Source organism: Bacteroidota bacterium (assembly GCA_018831055.1).
GTDB lineage: Bacteria > Bacteroidota > Bacteroidia > Bacteroidales > B18-G4 > M55B132.
Window position 1 is genome coordinate 27606 of the sequence record JAHJRE010000017.1, and the last position, 22121, is coordinate 49726.

Genomic DNA, 22121 nt, shown 5'->3' on the forward strand with positions numbered 1-22121 from the left:
TTTCATTGTTAAATTTTAAACAGTAAAAAATGGCTCTTGAATTTACCGACGGAAATTTTGAAGAATTGGTATTAAAGGCAGATAAGCCTGTAATTGTTGACTTCTGGGCAGAATGGTGCGGTCCATGCAGGATGGTAGGCCCCATTGTTCAGGAAATTGGTAACGAATACAGTGGACAAGCTGTTGTAGGAAAAGTGAACGTGGACGATAACCCAAAGGTTACTGCCCAGTTTGGTATCCGGAATATACCAACCATATTGTTCATTAAGAACGGACAGGTGGTTGATAAACAGGTTGGTGCAGTGCCGAAACAGGTGCTTACCAACAAGCTGGAAGCTATCCTGTAAAAGGTAGTTTTCTAATAATAATGGGAGTGGCAGTTATGCAACTACCACTCTTTTTTATATTTAAATAAGATTATGGGTGCAACGATTGACCTGAAGCGGCTGCAGCAGTTCGGATCTCTTGAATTGATCGCCAGGCAGGTGGTCGAAGGGTTTATCACGGGATTGCATAAGAGTCCTTTCCATGGTTTTTCCGTTGAATTTGCAGAACACCGTGCTTACAATACAGGAGAATCGGTGCGTTACGTCGACTGGAAACTCTTCGGCCGAACCGATAAAATGTTTGTCAAGCGCTTTGAGGAGGAAACAAACCTGCGCTGCCAGATCGTGATCGACAATTCCTCTTCTATGTATTTCCCTGTCATGGATGAACTGAAAGTGGATAAACCCAATAAAATCACCTTTTCTGTTTATGCGGCAGCGGCCATGATCGAATTGCTCAGAAAACAAAGGGATGCATTCGGATTGAGTATCTTCTCATCAGAAATTGAGCTTGCAACCGGTGCACGCTCTACCACTGTTCATGCCCGCTACCTTTTTTCAGAGATGGAGAAAATGCTGGTTGCAGGTCGTCCGAAAGTGCGAAAGAGTACCTCTGTTGCTGAATCTCTGCACCGTATTGCGGAGATGATACACAAACGTTCACTGGTGGTAATTTTTAGTGATATGTTCGACCAGGAAGATGATCCCGGTGCTTTGTTTTCTGCACTGCAGCACCTCCGGCATAACAAGCATGAAGTGGTGCTCTTCCATGTTACGGATAAAAGCCATGAACTTGAGTTTCGCTATGATAATCGTCCCTACCGTTTTGTGGACCTTGAAAATGGAGAGGAGATAAAACTCAATCCGCATGATGTCAGAAAGGACTACACCCGTGCCGTAGATAGTTACAGGAAGGAGCTTATGCTACGTTGTGGCAGTTACCGGATAGATTTTGTTGAGGCTGATATAAGTCGTGGGTTTGAACAAATCCTCCTTCCATATCTTGTTAAACGGTCGAAAATGTTCTAAAGCCTTATTCTTAGCTGTATCCGGGCTTCCATGGAGGTTTCACGGTTTGTTTGATTGCTTCCCCCGCCTCCGGGTTTGCGCAGATTTCGTGTTAATGACGTTTTAAACCAGAGCTCAGTGCCCCGCGTTATACCCGTTTTTATTAGCAGGTAACACCTTAACCCGCTGCCATAACTGGCAGGTATGGAAAAAGCATATAATACATCATGTTCGTACTGATATATTCTGGAGTTGTAGTCATCCGTGTCAAAAAGCATCCAACGGAAGGTTATGGCAAGTGATTTGTCGGGAGGACGATATAGAAGATCCTGCGATATACTCACACCTGTACTGGTTACCCTGGCTTGTCCTTCCGGAATACTCACCATGTTGCTTCCGAGCTTCGTGCGGACACTAAAGGAAGAACTGGCTGCATAAGCAAAACCCAGGTTGATTTTCCAGGATTCCTGGCTATGTAGCGTGTGAAGGTATTCCTGGGTGGTACTTCTGTTTTTTTCACTATAGCCGTAGTTTGCAGATAAGCTAAGATCTGCATTTCGGTTGATTTCATGAACAATGCTGATTTTATATTTCCGGGATTGGGATGGAGCATCGGTTCCAAATTTTAGCCAGGGATACCACGCCAGGTCTATATATGCGTTTAATGTCCATTTGGCAATCACATTCAGCAATACACCGGCATATACTCCTTGTTCACAGCCTCCCGATGCGGTCCGGTATGGATTGTTCAGGAGATTATCGTAGCGAAGGGAGAAATTTCGATAGAGTATCGATAGCTCTCCACGGTTGAGAAATACGGTAAGACTATGCAACATAGCCCAGTAACGGAATGACATCAGGGAAAACTCGCCGATGAGCACAACCTTGTTCAATGGTTTAATTAACCAGTTGATTCCTGCATTGTTTATGGCTTTTCCACTGAACCTGAATTGTTTGTATGGCTGATTTGACTTCTCCAGGCCGGCAGAAAGTTCCGTTCGGGTTACTGTAATTCCGGCCTTGTACCAGTGCCCTGCGTGTTTTAGGTTTATCCCCATCGTGGTCATAGTAATAGCATCTCTGTTCATGATCTCTCCCGGAGTACGATGGTAGCCGCCTTCCTGCAAAGAGGATATCATGAGACCGGTCCCGGCTGTTTCCCAATCGTCCGACAGATTCGCATCTCTGGTCATCCTCGACCAGAATGCCGTGGTTTCCCAGTTATGCCATTGGATTGAAGTGGCAATACCACGCATCAGGCGGTTTTCTTCCGATGATGCCGATGATTTAATACCCTGGCCTCTTTTGATGATCTGGGAAGGCATGGAAGGCGCCGACCAGTGGTTGGATGTCCACAACGTAAGCCCTTGTCCTGCCTGTACATGAAAATCCCCTACAACAATTTTCTTAATAAATTTCCAATTCTGAAAGGCAATAAACCCCGTATAGAAGTCGAAGCCGGGTTTGCGGAACTCCTTCAATGTGTCGGGGATCTCTCCGGCAAAGAATGGTTCTCCGGCATCCTTTTCTGCCAGGAATCCTGCAGATAAGTGATTTCGGTATTCTACCGTGGTTTTTAGATAATATTTATCAGGAGAACCCAGATAATCCGGTTCTTCTTTCTGGGATTTGCCATTCCCTGAAGATAAAAGGTAATTTCTGGAATATCTGCCTATTAGATAGGCTTTGGTTTTTCTGGTTTTGGCAAGGACAGGCAATTTCATGTCCTTTTCTCCATTGAGCGAAACAAAAGGTTGTATTTGTTCCAGGATGGCGGTGTTGAATCCGGGAACAGCCAGGATCTCATTGAAGCTGAGTAGTTCACCGTATTCTTCTCTGTATTCCAGGAAATGGCTGATCTGGTAGTCATTGAGCAGTGTTAGTGTTTCCAGTTCCTTGGCTGTGGCTTTATTCAGGATAATAGGTCTCTCAATCATTGCCGACAGGTCTTCTAAAATCTCATAGGGGATCTGAGCTTCCAATCCGTCAGAGGCCATCTCTTCCAGGTTGTTCTCCAATTCCTGCAGGCCTTGCTCCTGCTGTCCTTTAGCAGATATGAAAAGCAGGATCAGATTTAGCGATATGAAATAGATACTTTTCATTTATTGAAACTGTAAATGATGGATAATTGAGGCGAAAAGCCTAGCACATAGTGATAAGCTGAGGCAAGGTCGATGGTGAAATGACCGTTGATGTATCCGGCCCCGAACGACAGCGAAAGGGGAGGTACACTGATCCCGGTACGCAAGAACACTTGTTGCAGGAGTGATATTTCCATGCCGGCTTTCCAGGAAATGGGACGGTAAAGTGTTTTATCAACCTCAAAAAGGATGAGCCATTCCTGAGATGGCAGGAATTTTGCACCCAAACGGATGCATGGCAACTCCGTTGGATCATCCTGGAAGAAGGATACAGGATTCCCGGTATGCAAACCCAGGAACAATGTTTCATTGGCTTTAAATATCATACCCAGGTTGCAATTTACGCGGTGCTCCTGTTCCTTTGATTCACCAACCACTATCCAGGTATAATGCAATTCTGCCCCGATGCACAGTTTTTCCAGGATTTGGCCGGAATAAATTATTCCTGCACGGTTTTCCGAATAGAGCCCAAACCCATACCGGGACAGGCTGAATCCGGTGTGAGCTCTGTTAACAGGAACAGCCAGGGCGAAGGTTCCCTGCCGAAGTTCGCTGACTAAAAAGCGGTCGGCAATGGATAGTCCTCCCTGAATCCCCTGTATGCCATTAAGCCCTGCCGGATTGCCCATAATTGCCCAAAAGCCATTATCGGCAACTGTTGCATTTGCAAGAGAGGCAGCCCTGGCTCCGGTCTGTCCTTGTACTTTTCCCTGGAAAAGGAAAAGGGTGACCAGGATAAAAAAAATGTAAGGACAGACAAACAGTTTTACGATCTTTGTGTTCATAGTTAAAAGAATTTGTCATCTCTTAACCATTAGTCCATGAAATTGCAAAATGTCCTCACCTTCCTGAAAGATTTAAAGGAAAATAATCATAAAGAATGGTTTGACGCCAACCGCAGCAGCTATGAAGATGCAAGGCGCAGTTTCCTGGAATTCACGGCAAAGCTTATAGAAGGACTATCCGGCATGGATCCTGCACTGGCGGGATTAAAACCCAAGGATTGTGTCTTCAGGATCTTTCGCGATGTTCGGTTTTCCAATGATAAATCACCCTATAAAACAAATTTTGGTGCGTTTTTTAGCAAGGGTGGAAGGAAAAAGCCTTTTGCCGGGTATTATGTTCATCTGGAACCGGGTGGGTCATTTGCCGGAGGTGGTATTTACATGCCCCCGGGCGATGTACTGAACCTGGTCAGAAAGGAGATCTATTACAATCCGGAGAAATTTAAGTCTATCCTATACTCAGATGACTTTCGTCAGGAGTTTGGTGAGATGTTCGACCATAAGCTACAACGTCCGCCACAGGGCTTTGATAAGAGTTTTGCCGATATGGAACTGCTGAAATACAAGAGTTATGTTGTAGGAAGGAATGTGGATGACAATACTGCCGGTGGGGAGGATTACGCTGCTCATGTGCTGAATTCTTACCGGGTGATGAAACCCCTGGTAGATTTTCTTAACCAGGCTCTGGATCAATAGAAACCGTTAACTTTTTTGTTACTGCCGTATCCTGATTTCTGCTTTTTTTCAGCAGGAAGTGATATTATTTTTGTTAGTGTCGATTGGTTAATTAATTTGTTAATCCAGTTCTTTGAAAGCCCCTGAAGATTGCTTTTTTCATAATTCTAGGTTTTTTTCATAATAATTGTGCTATTGCTTTTTTTTCATGACTAATTCACACCATCAATTCTTCAGGGGCTGCCTTTTGGTTACGAAAAAAAAGAGGTCGCTTTTCAGGTAAAGCGGCCTCTTTTATTTTTAAGGATGAACCAAATTATACGTCAATGTTGGCATATTTGGCATTTTGTTCTATGAATTCCCTGCGGGGTGGTACCTCATCGCCCATGAGCATAGAGAAGACCCTGTCGGCTTCCGTGCCATTTTCGATGGTCACCTGGCGCAAGGTTCTGAATTGCGGATCCATGGTTGTCATCCAAAGCTGTTCAGCGTTCATTTCACCCAAACCTTTGTAGCGTTGTATGCCTATTCCTTTTTCGCTGCCGTTCGATGAAAACTCAGCCACCACCCTTTCCCTTTCTTCTTCGTTCCAGCAATATTTTTCTTCTTTACCTTTTTTGATAAGGTACAGGGGCGGTGTAGCCACATAGACGTAACCGTTTTCAATCAGTTCTTTCATATACCGGAAGAAGAAGGTTAGAATCAGCGTGGCGATGTGGCTGCCATCAACATCGGCATCGGTCATGATGATGATTTTATGGTAGCGCAGTTTGTCAAGGTTTAATGCTTTGCTGTCGTCTTCTGTACCAATGGATACGCCAAAAGCTGTGAAGATATTCTTGATTTCTTCGTTTTCGAAGATTTTATGTTGCATGGCTTTTTCGACGTTCAGGATTTTGCCTCTTAGGGGGAGTATCGCCTGGAACCTTCGGTCACGGCCCTGTTTGGCTGTTCCGCCGGCGGAGTCACCCTCAACGAGATATATCTCTGCTTTGGCCGGGTCACGCTCTTCACAATCAGAAAGCTTGCCGGGCAGGCCAGAACTAATGAGAACGTTTTTTCGCTGAACCAGCTCGCGTGCTTTACGGGCAGCATGCCTTGCTGTGGCAGCCAGAATCACTTTGTTGACGATGGTTCTGGCCTCCTTGGGATGTTCCTCAAGGTAATTGGATAAATGATCGCTTACCATTTGATCGACAGAGCCCATAACATCGCTATTGCCAAGCTTGGTCTTGGTTTGTCCTTCAAACTGAGGTTCTGCCACTTTCACCGAAATAATGGCTGTAAGACCTTCCCGGAAGTCGTCACCGTTGATGTCAAATTTAAGCTTGGACAGCATTCCGGATTTTTCAGCGTAGGTTTTCAGAGTCCTGGTCAATCCCCTGCGAAACCCTGAAAGATGAGTGCCTCCTTCATGGGTGTTAATGTTGTTGACGTAAGAGTGTATGTTTTCGGCAAAAGAGGAGTTATACTGCATAGCGATCTCAATGGGAGTGTCATTTTTTTCCCCCTCCATAGAGATCGGTTCATCCATCAGCTTTTCACGGGTTTCATCAAGGTAGTTGATGAAGTCAATAAGACCGTTTTCGGAAAAATATGAATGGTGCAGGAAATTGCCGTCATCGTCTTTTTCTCTTTCGTCGGTAAGAGTCAGGCGAATGCCCTTATTCAGGAAAGCCAGTTCCCTGAGACGTGTTGCCAGTATGCTATTATCGTATTCACTAACGGTAAAAATGCCAAGGTCGGGTTTGAAAGTTACCTCTGTTCCTGTTGCATCGGTTTCTCCAATTACTTTAACAGGATAGAGAGGTTTACCGTATTCATATTCCTGGACAAATATTTTACCTTCCCTGTAAACAGTAACTTTCAGGTGTGCCGATAAGGCATTAACACAGGATACGCCCACGCCGTGCAAGCCGCCGGAGACTTTATAGGAGCCTTTGTCGAATTTGCCGCCGGCATGCAGGACAGTCATTACGACCTCCAGTGCGGAACGGTTTTCCTTTTCGTGCAATCCTGTAGGGATACCTCGTCCGTTATCGGTGATGGTCACCGAATTGTCGGGGTGTATGATTACGTCAATACGGTCACAGTAACCGGCAAGCGCTTCATCGATAGAATTGTCAACAACTTCATAAACCAGGTGATGCAGCCCGCGAAAGCTGACATCCCCAATATACATGGCCGGACGCTTCCGGACAGCCTCTAATCCTTCCAACACCTGGATGTTGTCTGCAGTGTAGTTTTGCCGAGATGAAATGTTTTTTTCTTCAGTGGTCATAATCAGTAAGTTATAAGAGAAACGATATCTGGCAAAGATAGTGTTTTTTTAGGATATAGAATCTATTTAAAGTAAAGAAAATCAGGGATTTTATTAACAATATTCTGTTAAATCCCAGGTTTTTGATTTTATTTGAAAATCTGGTGAATTTAAGCCGGTTTCGGAATCAATTTTAAGGACTAAAAAGTATAACCCAAACCAGCCAGGAGATTAAACTTCTGAACCGGATAATTATACCATTTCATGTATCCGTTATTCAGGACGTTGTTAAGGTTTACAAAGGCTGAAAAAGAATCGGTGATCCGGTATTCGAAAGAAAGGCTGAGGTCGGCCCAGTCATTGATCTGTTCTTTTTCGACCTCATTTTTATTGTTAATGGTTTTGGCGTACATAGGACCGGTAAAAACAACTCCGGCTCCGGTAAGGAATTTCTTGCGGATAGTGTAGTAAACCTGCGCACCTGCCTGAAGTCCGGGGCGATGCCATGCTTTTTCCTCGTTTTTCATTGTATAGCCCCTGAAATCAGCATAAAGGTTAAGGCGAAGGGCTTCCGTGGTGTTCATATTGATCTCACCCCGTAATCTGAAGATATTCGCGTTATCGTAGATGACAGTAAAGGTGTTCCCAAGTTTGTTGGCGGTGTCGTTGACAAAAAGCGGCAGATCGTTAACGGTTGTATTATCCGCCATAATATTGAAATTGAGCTTTTCCGAGATGTTTCCTCTGATCCCGCCTGAAATCCTGAATTTTTCATTCATATATCCGAGAGGGATAATCGGCAGCACATAAGGGTTTTCCTGGCTTAAATCCTTATAGGATACCCTTTGTATGCTTCCGTCGATGCCGGCATAAAGGGTAAGAGCATCCTCAATAAGATCGGCTTCCACTTTTATTATGGGGTGAAAATAAAAATCTGCTGCGGAATCCGTCCTGAATGTCAGGTCGGCACCTACATAAAACCGGTATTGCCTGAAATCAGTACTCAGGTAGGGCCTGACCTTGATAAGTCCTCCTGTGTATGAGGAAACGCTGTCGTCGTTCAGGTAATAATCCACTTTAAGATCCAGTCCGGCGGTTTGGTACTCGGTTACATCGAACCATTCGAAACGTTTGCTTATGCCGGCAGTGAACAGGATATTTTGCTCTGAGGTATTCCAGTTATCAGTGAGATAGTTGTATTTGATCGTAGTAAAGTGATTGAAAGCGTCCTCATCGGTTTTTGTGCTGCGGAAATAAGCATTAAAGCCGATATTCTGAAAACGGTGTTTGATATCGTCTTTGGAAAGATCTATGCTGTCAAATTCGGCAGGTTTATATCCGTACCAGTGATATACATCCCTGTCGTAACTGAATTCACCGCCCAAAACATGGTTGTCAAAATATTTCCTGCCAAAAACAACGGCTTTATTTCTGCTGTATGCGCTATTGGCGTAGTCTTTTATTGTTCCGGATGATGAGATGTGTTTCAGGTGAACCCCAAGGGCATGTTCTTCCGATTGCCTGCTGTTGGCGAAAAACTCAAAATACGGAGTGGTGTAGTTGCCAAAACCTGCTCTCAGAAAATTTCTTTTCAGGTTTTTATATCTTTCCAGCGGTTTATGGGTTGCATCCACCGGCTCGGGTGTGATAAATGTTTCTGCCCTGACCGGCAGGATAGAGTATTGCATTTCAGGCATCCTGGATTCTTCCGTTTGTATCTCCGGATTAACGTTGATCTTGGAAGCATCCGAAATAGTTGGCTTATATGGTGCAATGATAGTCACCTCTTCGTTTCTTCCCTGTGAATAAACTGTTTCGGCCAGGATGAAAGGAACGGCCATAATCAGAATAACTAAGATTATGGTCTTTTGGCTTGCCGCTGATATATGCATATACATACTGTTTATCTGTTTTGGGATGGTTCTTCCTGTAAAATCCTGAGTTTTTCCTGTGCAATTTCCCCGAGCTCAGGACCCTGGTAATTGTCGATGATACTCTGCAATGTTTGCCTGGCCTGAAAGACATTATCAAGTTTCACGTAAACATCGGCCAGAAGGATAAATCCTTTGGCAACCCAATAATCATAGGCTCCGTATTTTTCGGCAAGCTGGAATATCAGTTCTTCCGCTTCCATGTACTTTCCGGTGGTGAAGGCAATAAGAGCGAGATGATACTTTGCTTCTGCCCCCAGCTCTGAACCTGTTAGCTTTTCAGTGATGGAATATTCATTTTGCGCCATGTTCAGGTCGTTCAGCTTGAAATAGCTTCTGGCCAGGGTGATGTGTGCTTCCTGTATCAGTTCATTGGAGACCGTTTCTGTTTTTAACAGGTTCATGGCTGCCTCAACAGCTTCGTTATATCTCTCAAGTGTGTAATACAGTCGCATTTGCCCTGCGTAGGCTTCCAGGATATTGTTTTTGTTTTCGGCAACATCTTTGAGAGCTATATACTGCTCCAAGGCACGTTCATGATTGTTTTTGCTGTAATTAAACCTGGCGGCATACGCAAGTGCATTTTCCGTGAACCGGCTTCGGGGCAATTGCGTAACCTGTTCAAAGGCTGCAAAGGCTTCATCTTCATTTCCTGCCTTTTTCAGACATTCTCCCATGTAATAATTGGCATTGGGTGCAAAATAGCCATCGGGAAATCGCTGAAGATAGCTTGCGAAAGCTTTAATGGCATCGTCGCAGCGATTATCCATGTAAATATTTTCCGCAGCGATATAGGTGATGGAATCCTGCTCGGTTACAGTCACAGAAGCGAACGACAAGCTGTTGGCAAATGCATAGTATTCATCCACTCTGTTCATATCGATGTACACGTTACGCAAGCTGTTCAATGCTTCCCTGGCTTCCGCCGTACCGGGGTAATCATGAATTACCTGCTTGAAAACCCGGATGGCATCCTGGTTGCGGTCCTGATTGTAATAAATGAGCCCTGTTTTAAGCAAACCCGCTGTGGCAAGACTGCTTCTGGGATGATCCTTCACCAGTTTGTCGTAATACTGCAATGCCTTTTGGTTATTGTTGGTAATGAGATAAGTATTTGCGATTTCAAAAGTAGCATCGTCAGCCAGAGTTGAATTAGGATGCAGATTTATGATGATTGCCAGTGTGTTTATCTTGTCGTTGAATTTTCCAAGGGCTCCCAGCGCTGTTGCTTTTTGGTTTAACGCATAATCGGAGTCAACCTTATTTATTCGCAGAGCCTTGTCGTAATATGTGATGGCACGGGAATAGTCTTTGCTGATAAAATAGCAATCACCCAGGCGGACCAGTGCATCGTTCACCATCTTTGATCCGACAGATTCGCCTGTTTCACGTATAAAGTTCCCGAACCATTCAACAGCGCCGGCATAATCATCGCGTTTAAAATACACATATCCAAGGTTATACATGGCGGTGGCTTTATATTCCGATTGTCTGGAAGCGCTCGTGTTCAGGAATTGCTTGTAATATTTCATCGCACCCCAATAGTTTTCCATTCTGTAAAATGACTCACCGATCCAGAAATCGGCTTCGGCCACCATTACCGGATCCTTTGAGTTTTCTGCGGATTTCTTGAACAGATTGATGGCTTCCTGGAAGTCGTTCTGGTTGAATAATTCTATGCCTCTGTAATATAATATCTTGCGGTACGCGATATTGAGGTTTTCATCACGATACGGGATCTTCTCGATCGATTCGAGGGCATTTTTATAATTACGCGTTGACAAGTAAAGGTTGGCGAGATATTTATAAGCTTCCGCACGCCGTGGTGACTCCGGGTAATCGTTAAGATAGGCTTCAAGGTTTTTTATGGCCGTGTTGTATGGATCTTTACTTATTTCCATGCTTAGTTTGATGAAGTTGAACAGCGCATCTTCCTGGATATTTTTGTCGAAATCCATTTTGCTGGCCGATGCAAAGGCGCTGGAAGCAAATTGCTTCTGGTTGTCTTGCAGGTAACAATAACCCAGGAGGTAATAAGCGTTCTGGGAAAGCGCATCTTCTTCTGTGGCAACAAGTTGCAGGAAGTTTGAGGCTTCACGGTACATTTTTAGTTCGAAATAAGTGAAGGCCATCTCGTAATTATCTTCCCGGCTCATGCTCCTTCGGGCTGTCCGGCTGTATAATTCGAGATACGGGAGGGCTTCGGCGTAGTTTCGTTGCTGGTAATAGGCATCTCCAATTAGGTGGGACAGTTCGGCTTTGTCGCGGCTGGAGGCGGATTCGTACATAGGAACCCCTTCCTCAATAACCTTGTTGTAATTTCCTTGTTGATGGTAAATATGGACCAGGTATAAGGGTATTGTCTTTTTGAAAATCCTGTCGTTCTTAATCTTTTCGAAATATATCAGGGCTGTGTTGTAATCGCCTTCCAGATAGGCAATATGGGCATAATAGTAAATTGCAGAGTTTTGGTAAGGATTGTCGCGGTCGAGCAGCTTGCGGAATTCAATTTTGGCCCTTTCATAGTTCTTTTGCCTGTAATAGCAGAAGCCTGTTTTGAAAAAGTATTCCAGCTTTTCATCCATGCTCAGGCTGAACTGGTCGGTTTCCTTGAAAGCATTAAGGGCTCCGCCGTAATCCCCGGTCTTGAACAGATATCTGCCAAGCTGAAAGTACGCCAGTTGCGTATTGCTGTTTTCAGGATGATTTTTTATAAAATTAAGGATTTTATATTCCGCATCGTTGTTTTCCAGTTCCATGGCGCAGGCTGCGTCATAATAACTGGCATTGACCCTGAGCAGGTCGTTCGGGTCAGAAACAGATTGGATCACATTACGGAACTGCTCCTGTGCAGCACCGTATTTTTCCTGAATGTAGAGTTCCATCCCAAGTTCATAGCTGGCCTGGGGTTCGTCATAAACTGCCGTTTGCTGGGCTATGAGGTTGTTCGACAGAGAAAAACCAATAAATATCACAGCCACAATAATATAAAAGCCTTTATACATGCCTGATAATTTGGATGAGGAACAAAATTAAAAATTTGTGTAAGCTTTCTTCAACAGCTTCGATTTACTTATCAACAGGAATTTGTTTAGAGAACGAAAAGAGGGGAGGAATATTTTGAAAGAGGTGCCCCGACTTACGTCGGGGTGACGAGGGCTAAACCAGATGGAATCCTTATGCAGTTAATTATTAATTTTATTGTTTGTATATCCAATACTTGTAGGTTTCACAATATAATAATGTATGAACAATCACCAGGAATTATCATACGAGCTGTATGTTTTTAAGGTTTTAACAGTATTCCGGGAACCATTATTCAGGAAGATCATCGGTAAAATAGCGATCCCTCCCGGGAGCAAAGGTCTTGATGCCGGTTGCGGTCCGGGTTTCATTACCCGGATCCTGGCAGAACAGACCGGTAAAGAAGGTCATGTTACCGGATTGGATATATCCAGGGATTTCCTGGATTATGCAAATAAAATGCATAAACAGGAAAATCTCGATTTTGTATACGGTGATGTAAACAACCTTCCATTTGATGACGGTGTTTTTGACTGGGTATGGAGTGTGGATACCGTCTGGCCTGGTCCTAAGGAAATGGGCTGCCCGGCTGAAAATCCGTCGGGGATTATCCATGAGTACCATAGAGTATTAAAGCCGGGTGGAAAGATCTTTATTTTGTACTGGACTTCGCAAAAACTTCTTCCCGGTTATCCCATCCTGGAAGCCCGGCTGAATACCACCAGTTCCGCAACCGCTCCCTTTGCTGAGCATCTGGCACCGGAAAATCATGTGATGAATGCAAGGAAATGGTTGCAGGATGCAGGTTTCAAAGATACATGCAGCAGGACATTTCTGCACGATATCAATGCTCCCTTAAGTGAAAACGACAGGGAGTCGCTTTTCATCCTGTTTGACATGCTCTGGAGCTCGGCTGAGAAAGAATTGGATATAAAGGATTATCAAAAATATAAAAGTCTCTGCGACCCTCTTTCTCCGGATAATGTACTAAACAACACGGAGTACAGCGGATTTTATACCTATACAATGTTTAAAGGGCTAAATCGATGATCGATGATCGATGATCGACGATCGACGATCGGAGATCGGAGATCTGAGATATCCGATCTGATATCTGATATCTGAGATCTTCGATTTTATGAAAGAGGCTGCTCTCTTTCAAGTGCAGCCTCCATATTCCGTTGCCGTTCTGTAAGCGGGATTCTGTAACCACCGAAGTGGATTTCCATCATTTATCTAGGATGCCGGTCACCCGGCACCTCCAGCGACCTACCCGTTCCGGCATCAGCAAGCTGAACTTGGACGGGCCGCCCTCGTTCCGGAACATATTTGGTCTTGCAACCCATGAGGTTTACCTCCACCGCCTGTCACCAGGACGGTGCGTGAGCTCTTACCTCACGATTTCACCCTTTCCCCGCCAAAGGCGGGGTGGTATCGTTTCTGTGGCACTGTCTGTCCTCCCGCAAGGGGAGTCCTTCCCGTTAGGAAGCATGGCGCCCTGTGTTGTCCCGACTTTCCTCTCCCACAAAAGTGGCAGCGATGGAACGAACGGCAAACGGGGCAAAGGTAGTGAAAAGGGGGATGATTTGCAAGGGGGAATCAGGGTGCTGGGTTGCTGGGTTGCTGGGGTGCTGGGGTGCTGGGTTGCTGGGTTGCTGGGGTGCTGGGTTGCTGGGGTGCTGGGTAAAGGGCACAGGTTGCGGCTTTCGCCGGGGTGCCCCGGCTTTCGCCGGGGTGACGGTATATTTAAAATAATCTTAGACTCCTAATATCTCTGCGCCTCTGCGCGAAAAAAAATCATCAATCATCAATCATAAATCTCCGATCTCCGATCATCGATCTTCGATCTTCATCACCTCCAACTCCCTTTCCTTCATCCACATTCCCCTTGTGAAATCAGGGAACGCCTGTGGCATGCCTTTTTCTGCAATAGACCTTTGGCTGAGCTCCGTCACGGCGCTGAGGGCGGCGGCATCATAAACATCCATATCCGGCGGACGGCCGTTGAGCATGGCATTGATAAGGCGGTAATCTTCCAGGAAATCCATGCCGCCATGGCCGGCACCTTTGCTTTTTCCCTCTAGTTGCTGCCACAGGGGATGGTAGAATTCTTCCTTGTAGTTTTCAAGATTTTCCCAACTATGGGCCGGACTGCGTCCTTCAATATGGATCAGTTCTTCGGGGTATTTCCTGACAAGACCATGGGTGCCCTGTACCAGGATGTCGCGGCTGTATGGTCTGGGAAGGCTGGTGTCATGGGTTACGAGGATGGTTTCCCCGTTCACGGTGCGGATAAGCGTGCTGACAACATCACCGAGAACGAAAACTTCTCTGGCTTCCGGGCTGTCTTCTCCGAAACGCTCCACGGCATATTCATGCAATCCTCTTGACTTGGAGGCAAATGAGACCAGGTAATCGAACTGGTTACCGCGGTTGATGTCGAAGCATTGTGCCACCGGACCGAGCCCATGGGTGGGGTAAAGGTCCCCGTTGTATTCTGTGGAATATGCCCGGCGCCATAGTCCTTCGCCGTTCATGTCGTACTTTACTGCACGCAGGTCGTGGAGGTAGCCGCAGCGGGCATGGACGGGTTCACCCAGCAATCCTTTTTTAACCATGTTAAGGATCATCATTTCAGCCCTGTCGTAATTGCAGTTTTCCATTTGTATGCAATGCAGCCCGGTTGTTTCAGACGTTTCAACCAGGTCCCAGCACTCTTCAAGAGTAAGTGCTGCAGGAACCTCCGTTGCAGCATGCTTCCCGGTTTTCATGGCTTCCAGGCAAACGGGTACATGCCAGCGCCAGGGGGTGGCGGTGAAGACAAGGTCTATATCCTCCCGCTGGCAAAGGCGCTTGAAATCCTCCTCACCCCGTGTGTAAAGCTCGGGTTTGCCAAGACCGGCGTCTTCACAGATTTTTTGTGAGCGGATAGCATGATCCTCCCGTATATCACAAATGGCAACCACCTCAACTCCAGGGATCCTGACAAAATTGTTCACATGGGCAGTGCCCATGCCACCTACACCAACGAAGGCTATCCGGACTTTATCATATTTTCTGAAAGGAGCAGGAATAGAAGCTATCTCTGTCAGGCGCTGAGGGTTGGAATAGCGGCTGAACGCTGCACCGGCAAAGGTTAGGCCCAGTCCGGCCATGGCGGAGTTGCGGAGGAAGTCGCGGCGGTTGAAATCCATAAATCTGATATTGAAATTAAAGAATAAAATTAGGAATAATTATGGATTGGCAGGGCGATGTTATAATAATTTGAGATTTTATTGCTTTTTGACTATATTTGTCAAAATTAAATTATTCAAGATGCAATCCATCGGGCAAAAAATACGAAAATTAAGGATTGATAAGGGTGATCCACTCAGAAAAGTGGCTGCCTACCTTGACATTGACCAGGCCATACTTAGTAAAATTGAGAGAGGGTATAGAAAGGCTAAGCGTGAGCAGATAATAAGATTAGCGGAATATTTTGAAGTGGATGAAAAACTGTTAATAGCTGCGTGGCTGGGAGATAAGATACTTGAAATAATACAAAATGAAATAGCAGCAGAGGAAGCACTTAATCTTGCTGAAAATCAGATTTATTGTCTAAAGCAAAAAGAAAAGAGCTATTCTGATAATATTGAAATGCTTCGGAGATGTCTGGAAGATGATGGCAGGATCAAAACGGCCTGGCTCTTTGGTTCTTTTGCCAGAGAAGATGTCCACCAGGATAGTGATATTGATCTTTTAGTAGAGGAAATGCCTGACATTAAATTCAATTATTTTGACCTGGCTGATTTAAGGTTTAAACTGGAAGAGAAGTTAAGCCGGAAGGTTGATCTGGGCTTTGCTTCTTCCGTTAAAAAGAAGGTTTCGGAAAATATTCTCAATGACATAAAATTGGTATATGAAAGAGTTGAACCAACGAAATAGGGAAAGGTACGCTTATTTCGGAGGTTTTTATAAGGAAGATCACCCATAAATGAAAATAATGGGCTTAAAACATAAGGATTGAATCAATATATGATTCTGAATGTAATGGATCGGTTGTAAAGTATATAAAATTTTGACATGGCAATTTATCATGGGTGATTTAAAAATATTGATTAATTTTCGCATCAAATAGTCGGTTTGAGACTCTTTCTCTTTCAGTATTTTTAACCTTATAACCCTTGAAACAATGAACAACCTTATTTCCTGTTGCGGACTTAATTGTGAAACCTGTGATGCCAGGATTGCCACCATCCGGGATGATGATAAACTTAGAAAAGCCACTGCCGAGGCCTGGAAGAAAATGTTCGGTGCAGCCGACCTTCCGGTTGAAGCAATCAACTGCCTGGGATGTCGCCAGGAAGGCATCAAGTTTGCCCACTGCTATAATTGTGAAATAAGGAAATGCGCTTTTGGAAAAGGGTTTCAAACATGCGGGGAATGTAGTGAGATGGGTTCCTGTGAGCTTGTCGGGTTTGTCCATAAACATGCACCGGAAGCAATAGCTAATCTGAGAGGTTTGTATAGCACTAACTGAATTTGAATATTATTGTCTTTACACACAGGTTATTAGCTGGAATTCCATTGCTTATGAAAATAATTTTACTATTGACAGCCATCTTGCTTTCTGTTATATCTTTCTCCCAGGAATCCGATAGCCTCATTCTGCGACAGATTTTTGAGAACGCCATCACTAATCAAGATGCCTATAAAAACCTGGAATATCTCTGCACCGAGGCCCCTGGCCGTCTGGTCGGCAGTCCGGAATCCCTAAAGGCGTTGGAATACATGAAACAATATGCGGAAAGCATTGGTTGCGATACGGTTTACATGCAGGAGTATGTCAGCAAAGCATGGCGCTGTGATTCCACGGTTGTTTATCTGATGTTAACCGGCGGACTGGCCGTAAAACTGGATGCAGATGCGATCGGGCCATCTCCGGCAACTCCTGAACACGGTGTAAGTGCTTCTGTGGTTGAGGTTATGGGGCTTGATGAACTGCAGGCCATGGGTGAGGATCGTATCAGAGGAAAGATAGTCTTCTTCAACCGCCCCATGAAACAAACCTTTGTAAATACTTTTCAGGCTTATGGGAATGCGGCGGATCAGCGTTACCGTGGCCCCGGTGTTGCTGCCTCCATGGGAGCCGTGGCGGTGATCGTCCGTTCCCTTACTGCCGGCATTGATAATTTTCCGCATACAGGTTCAACCCGTTTTGATAGCCTGAGGATCCCCGCCGTGGCCGTCAGCACCATGGCGGCAGAAACACTGAGCGCTATGCTTAAGAACGGAATGGGGGAGGAGGTGCTGATCCGGGTCGATGTCCAAGACCTGGAGCCTATTTCAACCTATAACCTGATCGCGGAAATACGGGGAACAGAAAAACCGGAAGAGATCATTGTGGTTGGAGGCCATATTGATGCATGGTTTAATTCTCCCGGAGCCCATGATGACGGTGGCGGCTGCGTCCAGTCGATGGATGTCTTAAGGGTATTTAAAGAGCTGGGAATAAGAAATAAACACACCATCCGTGCCGTGATGTTCATGGATGAAGAGCTTTACCAGGGTGGGGGCAAAGCATACGCAGACTATACACATGCCAGGGGAGAACGGACCTTTTTCGCTCTGGAAGCCGATGCCGGTGCCTTTACTCCCGAAGGATTTATGGTTGATGCGCCGGATAGCGTTTACAGACAAGTGGCGGCTTTCAGGAAATTATTGGCCCCGTATGGGATACACTATATCCGTAAAGGCGGTACCGGCGTGGATATTGCTCCACTTAAGGCGTTTCATGTTCCGTTATCAGGTTTCAGGACCGACTCCCAGCGCTATTTCGATTTGCATCATTCAGCCAATGATACTTTTGATAAGATCAATTTCAGGGAATTGGAGCTGGGGATTACATGTATGGCAGGATTGATATTCCTGATAGATCAGAAAGAAGAATGGTAAGTTAAAAATTTCTTTTACCCGGGTGGGTATATTTTTCAATTTTCAGGACTAATGGTTAAAAGAGTATTAACTTTAAATCTCCTTAACCATGAAACGAAAATCATTACCTCCCATCCAGAACTTTTGCGATCGCTGGTGTGAAAGGTGCATTGTAGCATCGCATTGTCCGGTTTATACCGGAAAGAGCGGCGATGCATTCTTGCAGAAAAGAAAAGACCTTGAAAACCGGGCGTTCTGGGGTTATATTACTTATATGTTATATACCTCCCACGATTGCCTGGTCAAAATGTCTGGAGAAATCACGGGAGAAATCCCTGAAATGATAGAGGATCCGTTGGAAATCAATGATTTCAGTATGACAGACTTGTCATTATTGGCTGGGGAATACGCAAGTAAAGTATGGGAATGGCTTAAAGTCAGTAAAGATAAAATCCATGAACGGGAAGAACTGATGAAAGAAACCAATCCGGTTGTCTTAAAGTTGTTCACCGACGTTATTGAGGTGATTCGATGGTATGGACAGTTGATATCGGTGAAGGTAGAGAAGTCGATACTGAATAGTAAGCGCGATAGAAAACCCGATGAACTGGATATCTATGCTCCGGCCAGGATAGCTTTACTTGCTGCGGACAGATCGATGGGTGCGTTTTGTGCATTGCTTCAGTGGTGGGAAGAGGATGATGAGCTTTTAAGTTTCCTGGATATGCTGACCGATCTCAGCAATGCCATACTTGGGTTATTCCCCAACGTGTTGATGGTTCCCGAGCCTTCACAGTGGAATTGATTTCATAAGCGTTGGCAGATCAATCGCCTGAGACCATCGTATAGGTTACGGTTATATTAATGGGATCCGATGAAGTTGAGGGAGGGGGGATTTCCCAGACGTATTCAAGCGGATGGCCGCATCCCTGTCCTTTTCCTGTGTGACAACTGCCGATGTTGACAATAATGGGTTGAGGTTGTGCCGATAGGTTTATTACACCGGGGATGCTACCCAGCCGGCCTTGACCCTTGCCTGAATCTTCTCCCGCTATGACTTTAAGGACAGATCCCTCCGGAATATTTCCTGAGCTTAGGTGTGCCGTAATAATATTGTATGATTCTTTAGCAGTAATAGCTGAATAGTGCAGCCAGATTTTCTTGTTGTTGTTATCAGTGACAGGTTGAAGGACTGTTTGTCCGGATGGAGAAGCATTATCTCCCGGGTAACCCGATGCATCGTATGTGTATCCGACAAGGGAGACTTCCGGTATAGATATTCTAAAAAGAGAGCCTGCGGTATTGCTTTCCTGGGCAAGGGAAAGCATGCTTCCTGACAGGAAGAAAAAAAGCGTGCAAAGGATTAAAGCCGGTATTTCGCGAACAGACATCTTCTAAAAGTTTAGTACGATGAGGGCTAAGACCAAACAAGGAAAACCGCAGAACGATTTTCCTTGTTAGTTACCAAATTACTAAGGCTTTAAGTCGACACTAAAGTTGTTGTAAAAGTAAACCATCTGGAGGGCTGAGGGAATAAGCAGAATGCTGATTTTAAAGGTAATAATAGCCTAATTTAATTTCCTAAAAACTTAGAGTCAAAATCAGAAAATCGGAAGTGGTATTTAAGAATTTTGGGAAGTCCTCCGGATTTACACGGAGGTGTGTTGCGTGATTATATTCATTTATTCGAGAGGTATCATACCGCTTTTTAACGCGTATTTAACCATATCAGGAATGGTTTTCAGCCCTAGTTTATTAAGAATATTCTGTTTATGGGTACCGATGGTTTTCACACTCACAAACAGGAGATCGGCAATTTCGCGGCTGCTTTTTCCTTCGGCATATAGCTTCAGAATTTCTGATTCCCTTTCTGACAGAACGGTATCAGAGGGAGTAACATCAGATTCATGATGCAGGTAATCGTTAATAACGACTTCTGTAATATCGTCGCTCAGGTATTTTTTTCCTGAATAAACGGATTTAATGGCTTCAATCAGCTGGTGGTATGAGCAGTTTTTAAACAGGTATCCGGAAGCGCCGGCTTCGAGCATACTTTTAATATAATCTCTATCCGAGTGCATAGAAAGGGCGATGACCTTTATTTCAGGATGGTCTTTTTGCAGGGCTGTCGTTGCCTGAAGTCCATTCATAATGGGCATGCCGATGTCCATGATCACTATATCGGGTTTAAATTTTTTTGCCAGTGTTATGGTCTCTTTCCCATCCTGGGCTTCGGCAATGACTTCAATGCCGGTTGAATCAGCCAGTAGGTTGACCAAACCTTCACGGAATAACTGATGGTCGTCGGCAATTAGAATTTTTATTGACATATAGCCGTATTTCAATTTGGAATATTGATACTTATTCTGGTCCCCATACCGGGAGAGGAATCTATGATCAATTTCCCTTGTATGGAATCCAATCTTTCTTTGATGCTGAACAAACCAAATCCTTTGTGATGTGTGATCCTGGATGTGGCATGATATTCAAATCCTTTCCCGTTGTCGCTGACAGTAAATACCCAATGGTTCTTGTTTAGTCTTGCCACCAGGGAAATTTGATCGGCCTGGGCATGTTTGATGATATTGGTAAGCAATTCATTAATACTACGATAAACAAGGATGTTTATTTCGGGCCCGAAATCCGGGGCATCTCCATGCAAAGTAAAGGAAGTCACAATTTCCATATTTTCCTTGATTTGGTCCAGTCTCCAGCGCAAGGCCTGGATGAGTCCAAGCTCATATAATATGGGTGGGCTTAAGTTGTAGATCAGGGATTTTGACTCGGAAATGGCTGTTTGTAAAAGTTCAGTGGATTCATGAAGAATCTTTTTGGTTTTCTGCGGAATATCATGACCAGAGAGAGAGGATAGCTTTATGTGTGCTATGGAAAGGGTCTGCCCGATGGTGTCATGAAGGTTGATGGCAATTTTTCTCCTTTCTTTTTCTTCAGCACTGGTAAGTTGTGAATTAAGAGTTTTAAGTTTGTTTTGGTATGTCAGAATTTCATTTTCAGCTTTTTTTCTACTGGTAATATCTTTGATCGTCATGATTACTTCAACGGGTTCACCCTTATCGTTTCTAATCAGGGAAGCACTCAGTTCCCCTGTAAAACGGCTGCCATCCTTACGATTAAACCTGAAGATCATGTCTTTGAGGGTTCTGCCTTTCATTACAAGCTCAAGAGCTTTGGTTGCTCTTGATCTATGACCGGGAATAAGCGCCCGTACTGCCTGGTTGCCTATGACCTCTTCTCCACTCCCGTATCCGAAAACTTCCAGGGCCCTTGGTGAGACATAGGTTATTTTACCCTCAGTGTTAATGGTAGTGACGGCATCGGGAAGTTTTTCAGTCATCAGACGGTATTTTTCACTTTCCTTTTTCAGGTTATCCTCGGCCTCTTTGATCCTGAGCATTACTTTTACCTGGGTTGACAGTTCGGCGGGATTTATCGGTTTGGTGATGAAAGCATCGGCACCCATATCCAACCCTTTTACTATGCTGTCGGAATCGTTGATCACCGCAGAAATAAATATAACAGGTATATGCTTTGTTATTTCATCAGCTTTCAGGATTCGGCAAACCTCAAAACCATCCATATCAGGCATAAATATATCCAGCAGTATAGTATCAGGCAGTTTTTCCCTGGCCAGCCTTATACCTTGTTCACCTGAAACGGCCGCTATAACTTCGCAACCGGGAATATGATACTTCAAGGTTGCCCTGATCAGTTCCAGATTCGGTTCTATGTCGTCGATCGCAAGTACGTATTTCATGTTTTTTAACCTGTACCCTATGATTGGCTGGAATTAAACAAATATAGTAATTATGTTTAATAGCAGGACCTGGCAGCGGTTAAAAACATTTCAAAGCGCCCGGCGTTATATTGACGGACAGTCCCGGAATAACCTCACTGCTTGCACTAGCGGGGAGTAAGGAGCCCCCGCCCTCCGGGTACTGTCCTTTTTTTCTGACAGAATTGCTGGTGTTGAAATTTTGTCAGGAAAAAAAAAGGCTGGGCGCTGGGGTCTGGGTGCTGGGTACTGGGGGCTGGGGGCT

Annotated in this window: 17 protein-coding genes and 1 other RNA gene; 8 read left to right on the top strand and 10 right to left on the bottom strand. The window is 44.7% G+C overall.

What is annotated here, in order from left to right:
• Positions 1 to 29: 29 nt before the first annotated feature.
• Together trxA and KKA81_01315 are read left to right on the top strand one after the other, a co-directional pair.
• Positions 30 to 347 carry a thioredoxin gene (trxA, locus tag KKA81_01310; protein MBU2649546.1) on the top strand — a complete coding sequence of 106 codons (318 nt, stop codon included), beginning with the start codon at positions 30 to 32 and terminating at the stop codon, positions 345 to 347.
• A 72-nt stretch (positions 348 to 419) separates the two neighbouring features.
• The gene (locus KKA81_01315) at positions 420 to 1355 is read left to right on the top strand and encodes a DUF58 domain-containing protein (protein MBU2649547.1); all 936 of its coding nucleotides are present in this window, start codon (positions 420 to 422) and stop codon (positions 1353 to 1355) included.
• Here KKA81_01315 and KKA81_01320 read toward each other — a convergent pair.
• Positions 1352 to 3436 carry a helix-hairpin-helix domain-containing protein gene (locus KKA81_01320; protein ID MBU2649548.1) on the bottom strand — a complete coding sequence of 695 codons (2085 nt, stop codon included), beginning with the start codon at positions 3434 to 3436 and terminating at the stop codon, positions 1352 to 1354. The two genes, KKA81_01315 and KKA81_01320, sit on opposite strands and share 4 nt — an antisense overlap.
• Positions 3433 to 4260, bottom strand: coding sequence for a hypothetical protein (locus KKA81_01325; protein MBU2649549.1), 828 nt, complete (start codon positions 4258 to 4260; stop codon positions 3433 to 3435). Before KKA81_01325 ends, KKA81_01320 begins: the two co-directional genes overlap by 4 nt.
• 36 nt (positions 4261 to 4296) lie before the next feature.
• On the opposite strand from KKA81_01325, the gene KKA81_01330 reads away from it, so the two are divergent.
• Entirely contained in the window at positions 4297 to 4956 is a 660-nt protein-coding gene (locus KKA81_01330; protein ID MBU2649550.1) for a DUF2461 domain-containing protein, read from the top strand.
• Between the two features lie 295 nt (positions 4957 to 5251).
• Here KKA81_01330 and gyrB read toward each other — a convergent pair whose 3' ends face one another.
• The 3 genes from gyrB to KKA81_01345 all read right to left on the bottom strand — a co-directional run bounded on the left by gyrB (position 5252) and on the right by KKA81_01345 (position 12131).
• The gene (gene gyrB, locus KKA81_01335; GenBank protein ID MBU2649551.1) at positions 5252 to 7195 is read right to left on the bottom strand and encodes a DNA topoisomerase (ATP-hydrolyzing) subunit B; all 1944 of its coding nucleotides are present in this window, start codon (positions 7193 to 7195) and stop codon (positions 5252 to 5254) included.
• A 200-nt stretch (positions 7196 to 7395) separates the two neighbouring features.
• A complete protein-coding gene (locus tag KKA81_01340) occupies positions 7396 to 9087 on the bottom strand; it encodes a hypothetical protein (GenBank protein ID MBU2649552.1) in 1692 nt (563 codons plus the stop codon).
• Positions 9088 to 9098: 11 nt separating this feature from the next.
• Positions 9099 to 12131, bottom strand: a complete 3033-nt coding sequence (locus KKA81_01345; GenBank protein ID MBU2649553.1) for a tetratricopeptide repeat protein — start codon at positions 12129 to 12131, stop codon at positions 9099 to 9101.
• A 241-nt stretch (positions 12132 to 12372) separates the two neighbouring features.
• Here KKA81_01345 and KKA81_01350 point away from each other — a divergent pair, with 241 nt between their 5' ends.
• Positions 12373 to 13200, top strand: coding sequence for a methyltransferase domain-containing protein (locus KKA81_01350; protein MBU2649554.1), 828 nt, complete (start codon positions 12373 to 12375; stop codon positions 13198 to 13200).
• A 126-nt stretch (positions 13201 to 13326) separates the two neighbouring features.
• On the opposite strand, the gene rnpB is transcribed toward KKA81_01350, so the two are convergent.
• Together rnpB and KKA81_01360 are read right to left on the bottom strand one after the other, a co-directional pair.
• Positions 13327 to 13706: RNase P RNA component class A (rnpB, locus tag KKA81_01355), an RNA gene on the bottom strand.
• Positions 13707 to 13982: 276 nt separating this feature from the next.
• Positions 13983 to 15305, bottom strand: coding sequence for a Gfo/Idh/MocA family oxidoreductase (locus tag KKA81_01360; GenBank protein ID MBU2649555.1), 1323 nt, complete (start codon positions 15303 to 15305; stop codon positions 13983 to 13985).
• A gap of 160 nt (positions 15306 to 15465) precedes the next feature.
• On the opposite strand from KKA81_01360, the gene KKA81_01365 reads away from it, so the two are divergent.
• The 4 genes from KKA81_01365 to KKA81_01380 all read left to right on the top strand — a co-directional run bounded on the left by KKA81_01365 (position 15466) and on the right by KKA81_01380 (position 18868).
• Positions 15466 to 16074 (top strand): nucleotidyltransferase domain-containing protein, encoded by a 609-nt coding sequence (locus KKA81_01365; GenBank protein ID MBU2649556.1) that lies wholly within the window; start codon positions 15466 to 15468, stop codon positions 16072 to 16074.
• 247 nt (positions 16075 to 16321) lie between these two features.
• The gene (locus tag KKA81_01370) at positions 16322 to 16669 is read left to right on the top strand and encodes a DUF3795 domain-containing protein (GenBank protein ID MBU2649557.1); all 348 of its coding nucleotides are present in this window, start codon (positions 16322 to 16324) and stop codon (positions 16667 to 16669) included.
• A 53-nt stretch (positions 16670 to 16722) separates the two neighbouring features.
• Positions 16723 to 18084, top strand: coding sequence for a M20/M25/M40 family metallo-hydrolase (locus KKA81_01375; protein ID MBU2649558.1), 1362 nt, complete (start codon positions 16723 to 16725; stop codon positions 18082 to 18084).
• Between the two features lie 88 nt (positions 18085 to 18172).
• A complete protein-coding gene (locus KKA81_01380) occupies positions 18173 to 18868 on the top strand; it encodes a hypothetical protein (GenBank protein MBU2649559.1) in 696 nt (231 codons plus the stop codon).
• 19 nt (positions 18869 to 18887) lie between these two features.
• Here KKA81_01380 and KKA81_01385 read toward each other — a convergent pair whose 3' ends face one another.
• From KKA81_01385 to KKA81_01395, 3 genes are all read right to left on the bottom strand, one after another.
• Positions 18888 to 19454: a hypothetical protein gene (locus tag KKA81_01385; GenBank protein ID MBU2649560.1), complete on the bottom strand. Its 567-nt coding sequence runs from the start codon at positions 19452 to 19454 to the stop codon at positions 18888 to 18890.
• Between the two features lie 291 nt (positions 19455 to 19745).
• A complete protein-coding gene (locus KKA81_01390; GenBank protein ID MBU2649561.1) occupies positions 19746 to 20393 on the bottom strand; it encodes a response regulator transcription factor in 648 nt (215 codons plus the stop codon).
• Between the two features lie 11 nt (positions 20394 to 20404).
• On the bottom strand, positions 20405 to 21838 hold the full coding sequence (locus tag KKA81_01395) for a PAS domain S-box protein (GenBank protein MBU2649562.1): 1434 nt from the start codon (positions 21836 to 21838) through the stop codon (positions 20405 to 20407).
• Positions 21839 to 22121: the final 283 nt, after the last annotated feature.

What these genes read in the sequence shown, in the direction of transcription:
- trxA (MBU2649546.1), top strand. Translation starts at nt 30, where the DNA reads ATGGCTCTTGAATTTACCGACGGAAATTTTGAAGAATTGGTATTAAAG.
- KKA81_01315 (MBU2649547.1), top strand. Translation starts at nt 420, where the DNA reads ATGGGTGCAACGATTGACCTGAAGCGGCTGCAGCAGTTCGGATCTCTT.
- KKA81_01320 (MBU2649548.1), bottom strand. Translation starts at nt 3,436, where the DNA reads ATGAAAAGTATCTATTTCATATCGCTAAATCTGATCCTGCTTTTCATA.
- KKA81_01325 (MBU2649549.1), bottom strand. Translation starts at nt 4,260, where the DNA reads ATGAACACAAAGATCGTAAAACTGTTTGTCTGTCCTTACATTTTTTTT.
- KKA81_01330 (MBU2649550.1), top strand. Translation starts at nt 4,297, where the DNA reads ATGAAATTGCAAAATGTCCTCACCTTCCTGAAAGATTTAAAGGAAAAT.
- KKA81_01340 (MBU2649552.1), bottom strand. Translation starts at nt 9,087, where the DNA reads ATGCATATATCAGCGGCAAGCCAAAAGACCATAATCTTAGTTATTCTG.
- KKA81_01345 (MBU2649553.1), bottom strand. Translation starts at nt 12,131, where the DNA reads ATGTATAAAGGCTTTTATATTATTGTGGCTGTGATATTTATTGGTTTT.
- KKA81_01350 (MBU2649554.1), top strand. Translation starts at nt 12,373, where the DNA reads ATGAACAATCACCAGGAATTATCATACGAGCTGTATGTTTTTAAGGTT.
- KKA81_01360 (MBU2649555.1), bottom strand. Translation starts at nt 15,305, where the DNA reads ATGGCCGGACTGGGCCTAACCTTTGCCGGTGCAGCGTTCAGCCGCTAT.
- KKA81_01365 (MBU2649556.1), top strand. Translation starts at nt 15,466, where the DNA reads ATGCAATCCATCGGGCAAAAAATACGAAAATTAAGGATTGATAAGGGT.
- KKA81_01370 (MBU2649557.1), top strand. Translation starts at nt 16,322, where the DNA reads ATGAACAACCTTATTTCCTGTTGCGGACTTAATTGTGAAACCTGTGAT.
- KKA81_01375 (MBU2649558.1), top strand. Translation starts at nt 16,723, where the DNA reads ATGAAAATAATTTTACTATTGACAGCCATCTTGCTTTCTGTTATATCT.
- KKA81_01380 (MBU2649559.1), top strand. Translation starts at nt 18,173, where the DNA reads ATGAAACGAAAATCATTACCTCCCATCCAGAACTTTTGCGATCGCTGG.
- KKA81_01385 (MBU2649560.1), bottom strand. Translation starts at nt 19,454, where the DNA reads ATGTCTGTTCGCGAAATACCGGCTTTAATCCTTTGCACGCTTTTTTTC.
- KKA81_01390 (MBU2649561.1), bottom strand. Translation starts at nt 20,393, where the DNA reads ATGTCAATAAAAATTCTAATTGCCGACGACCATCAGTTATTCCGTGAA.
- KKA81_01395 (MBU2649562.1), bottom strand. Translation starts at nt 21,838, where the DNA reads ATGAAATACGTACTTGCGATCGACGACATAGAACCGAATCTGGAACTG.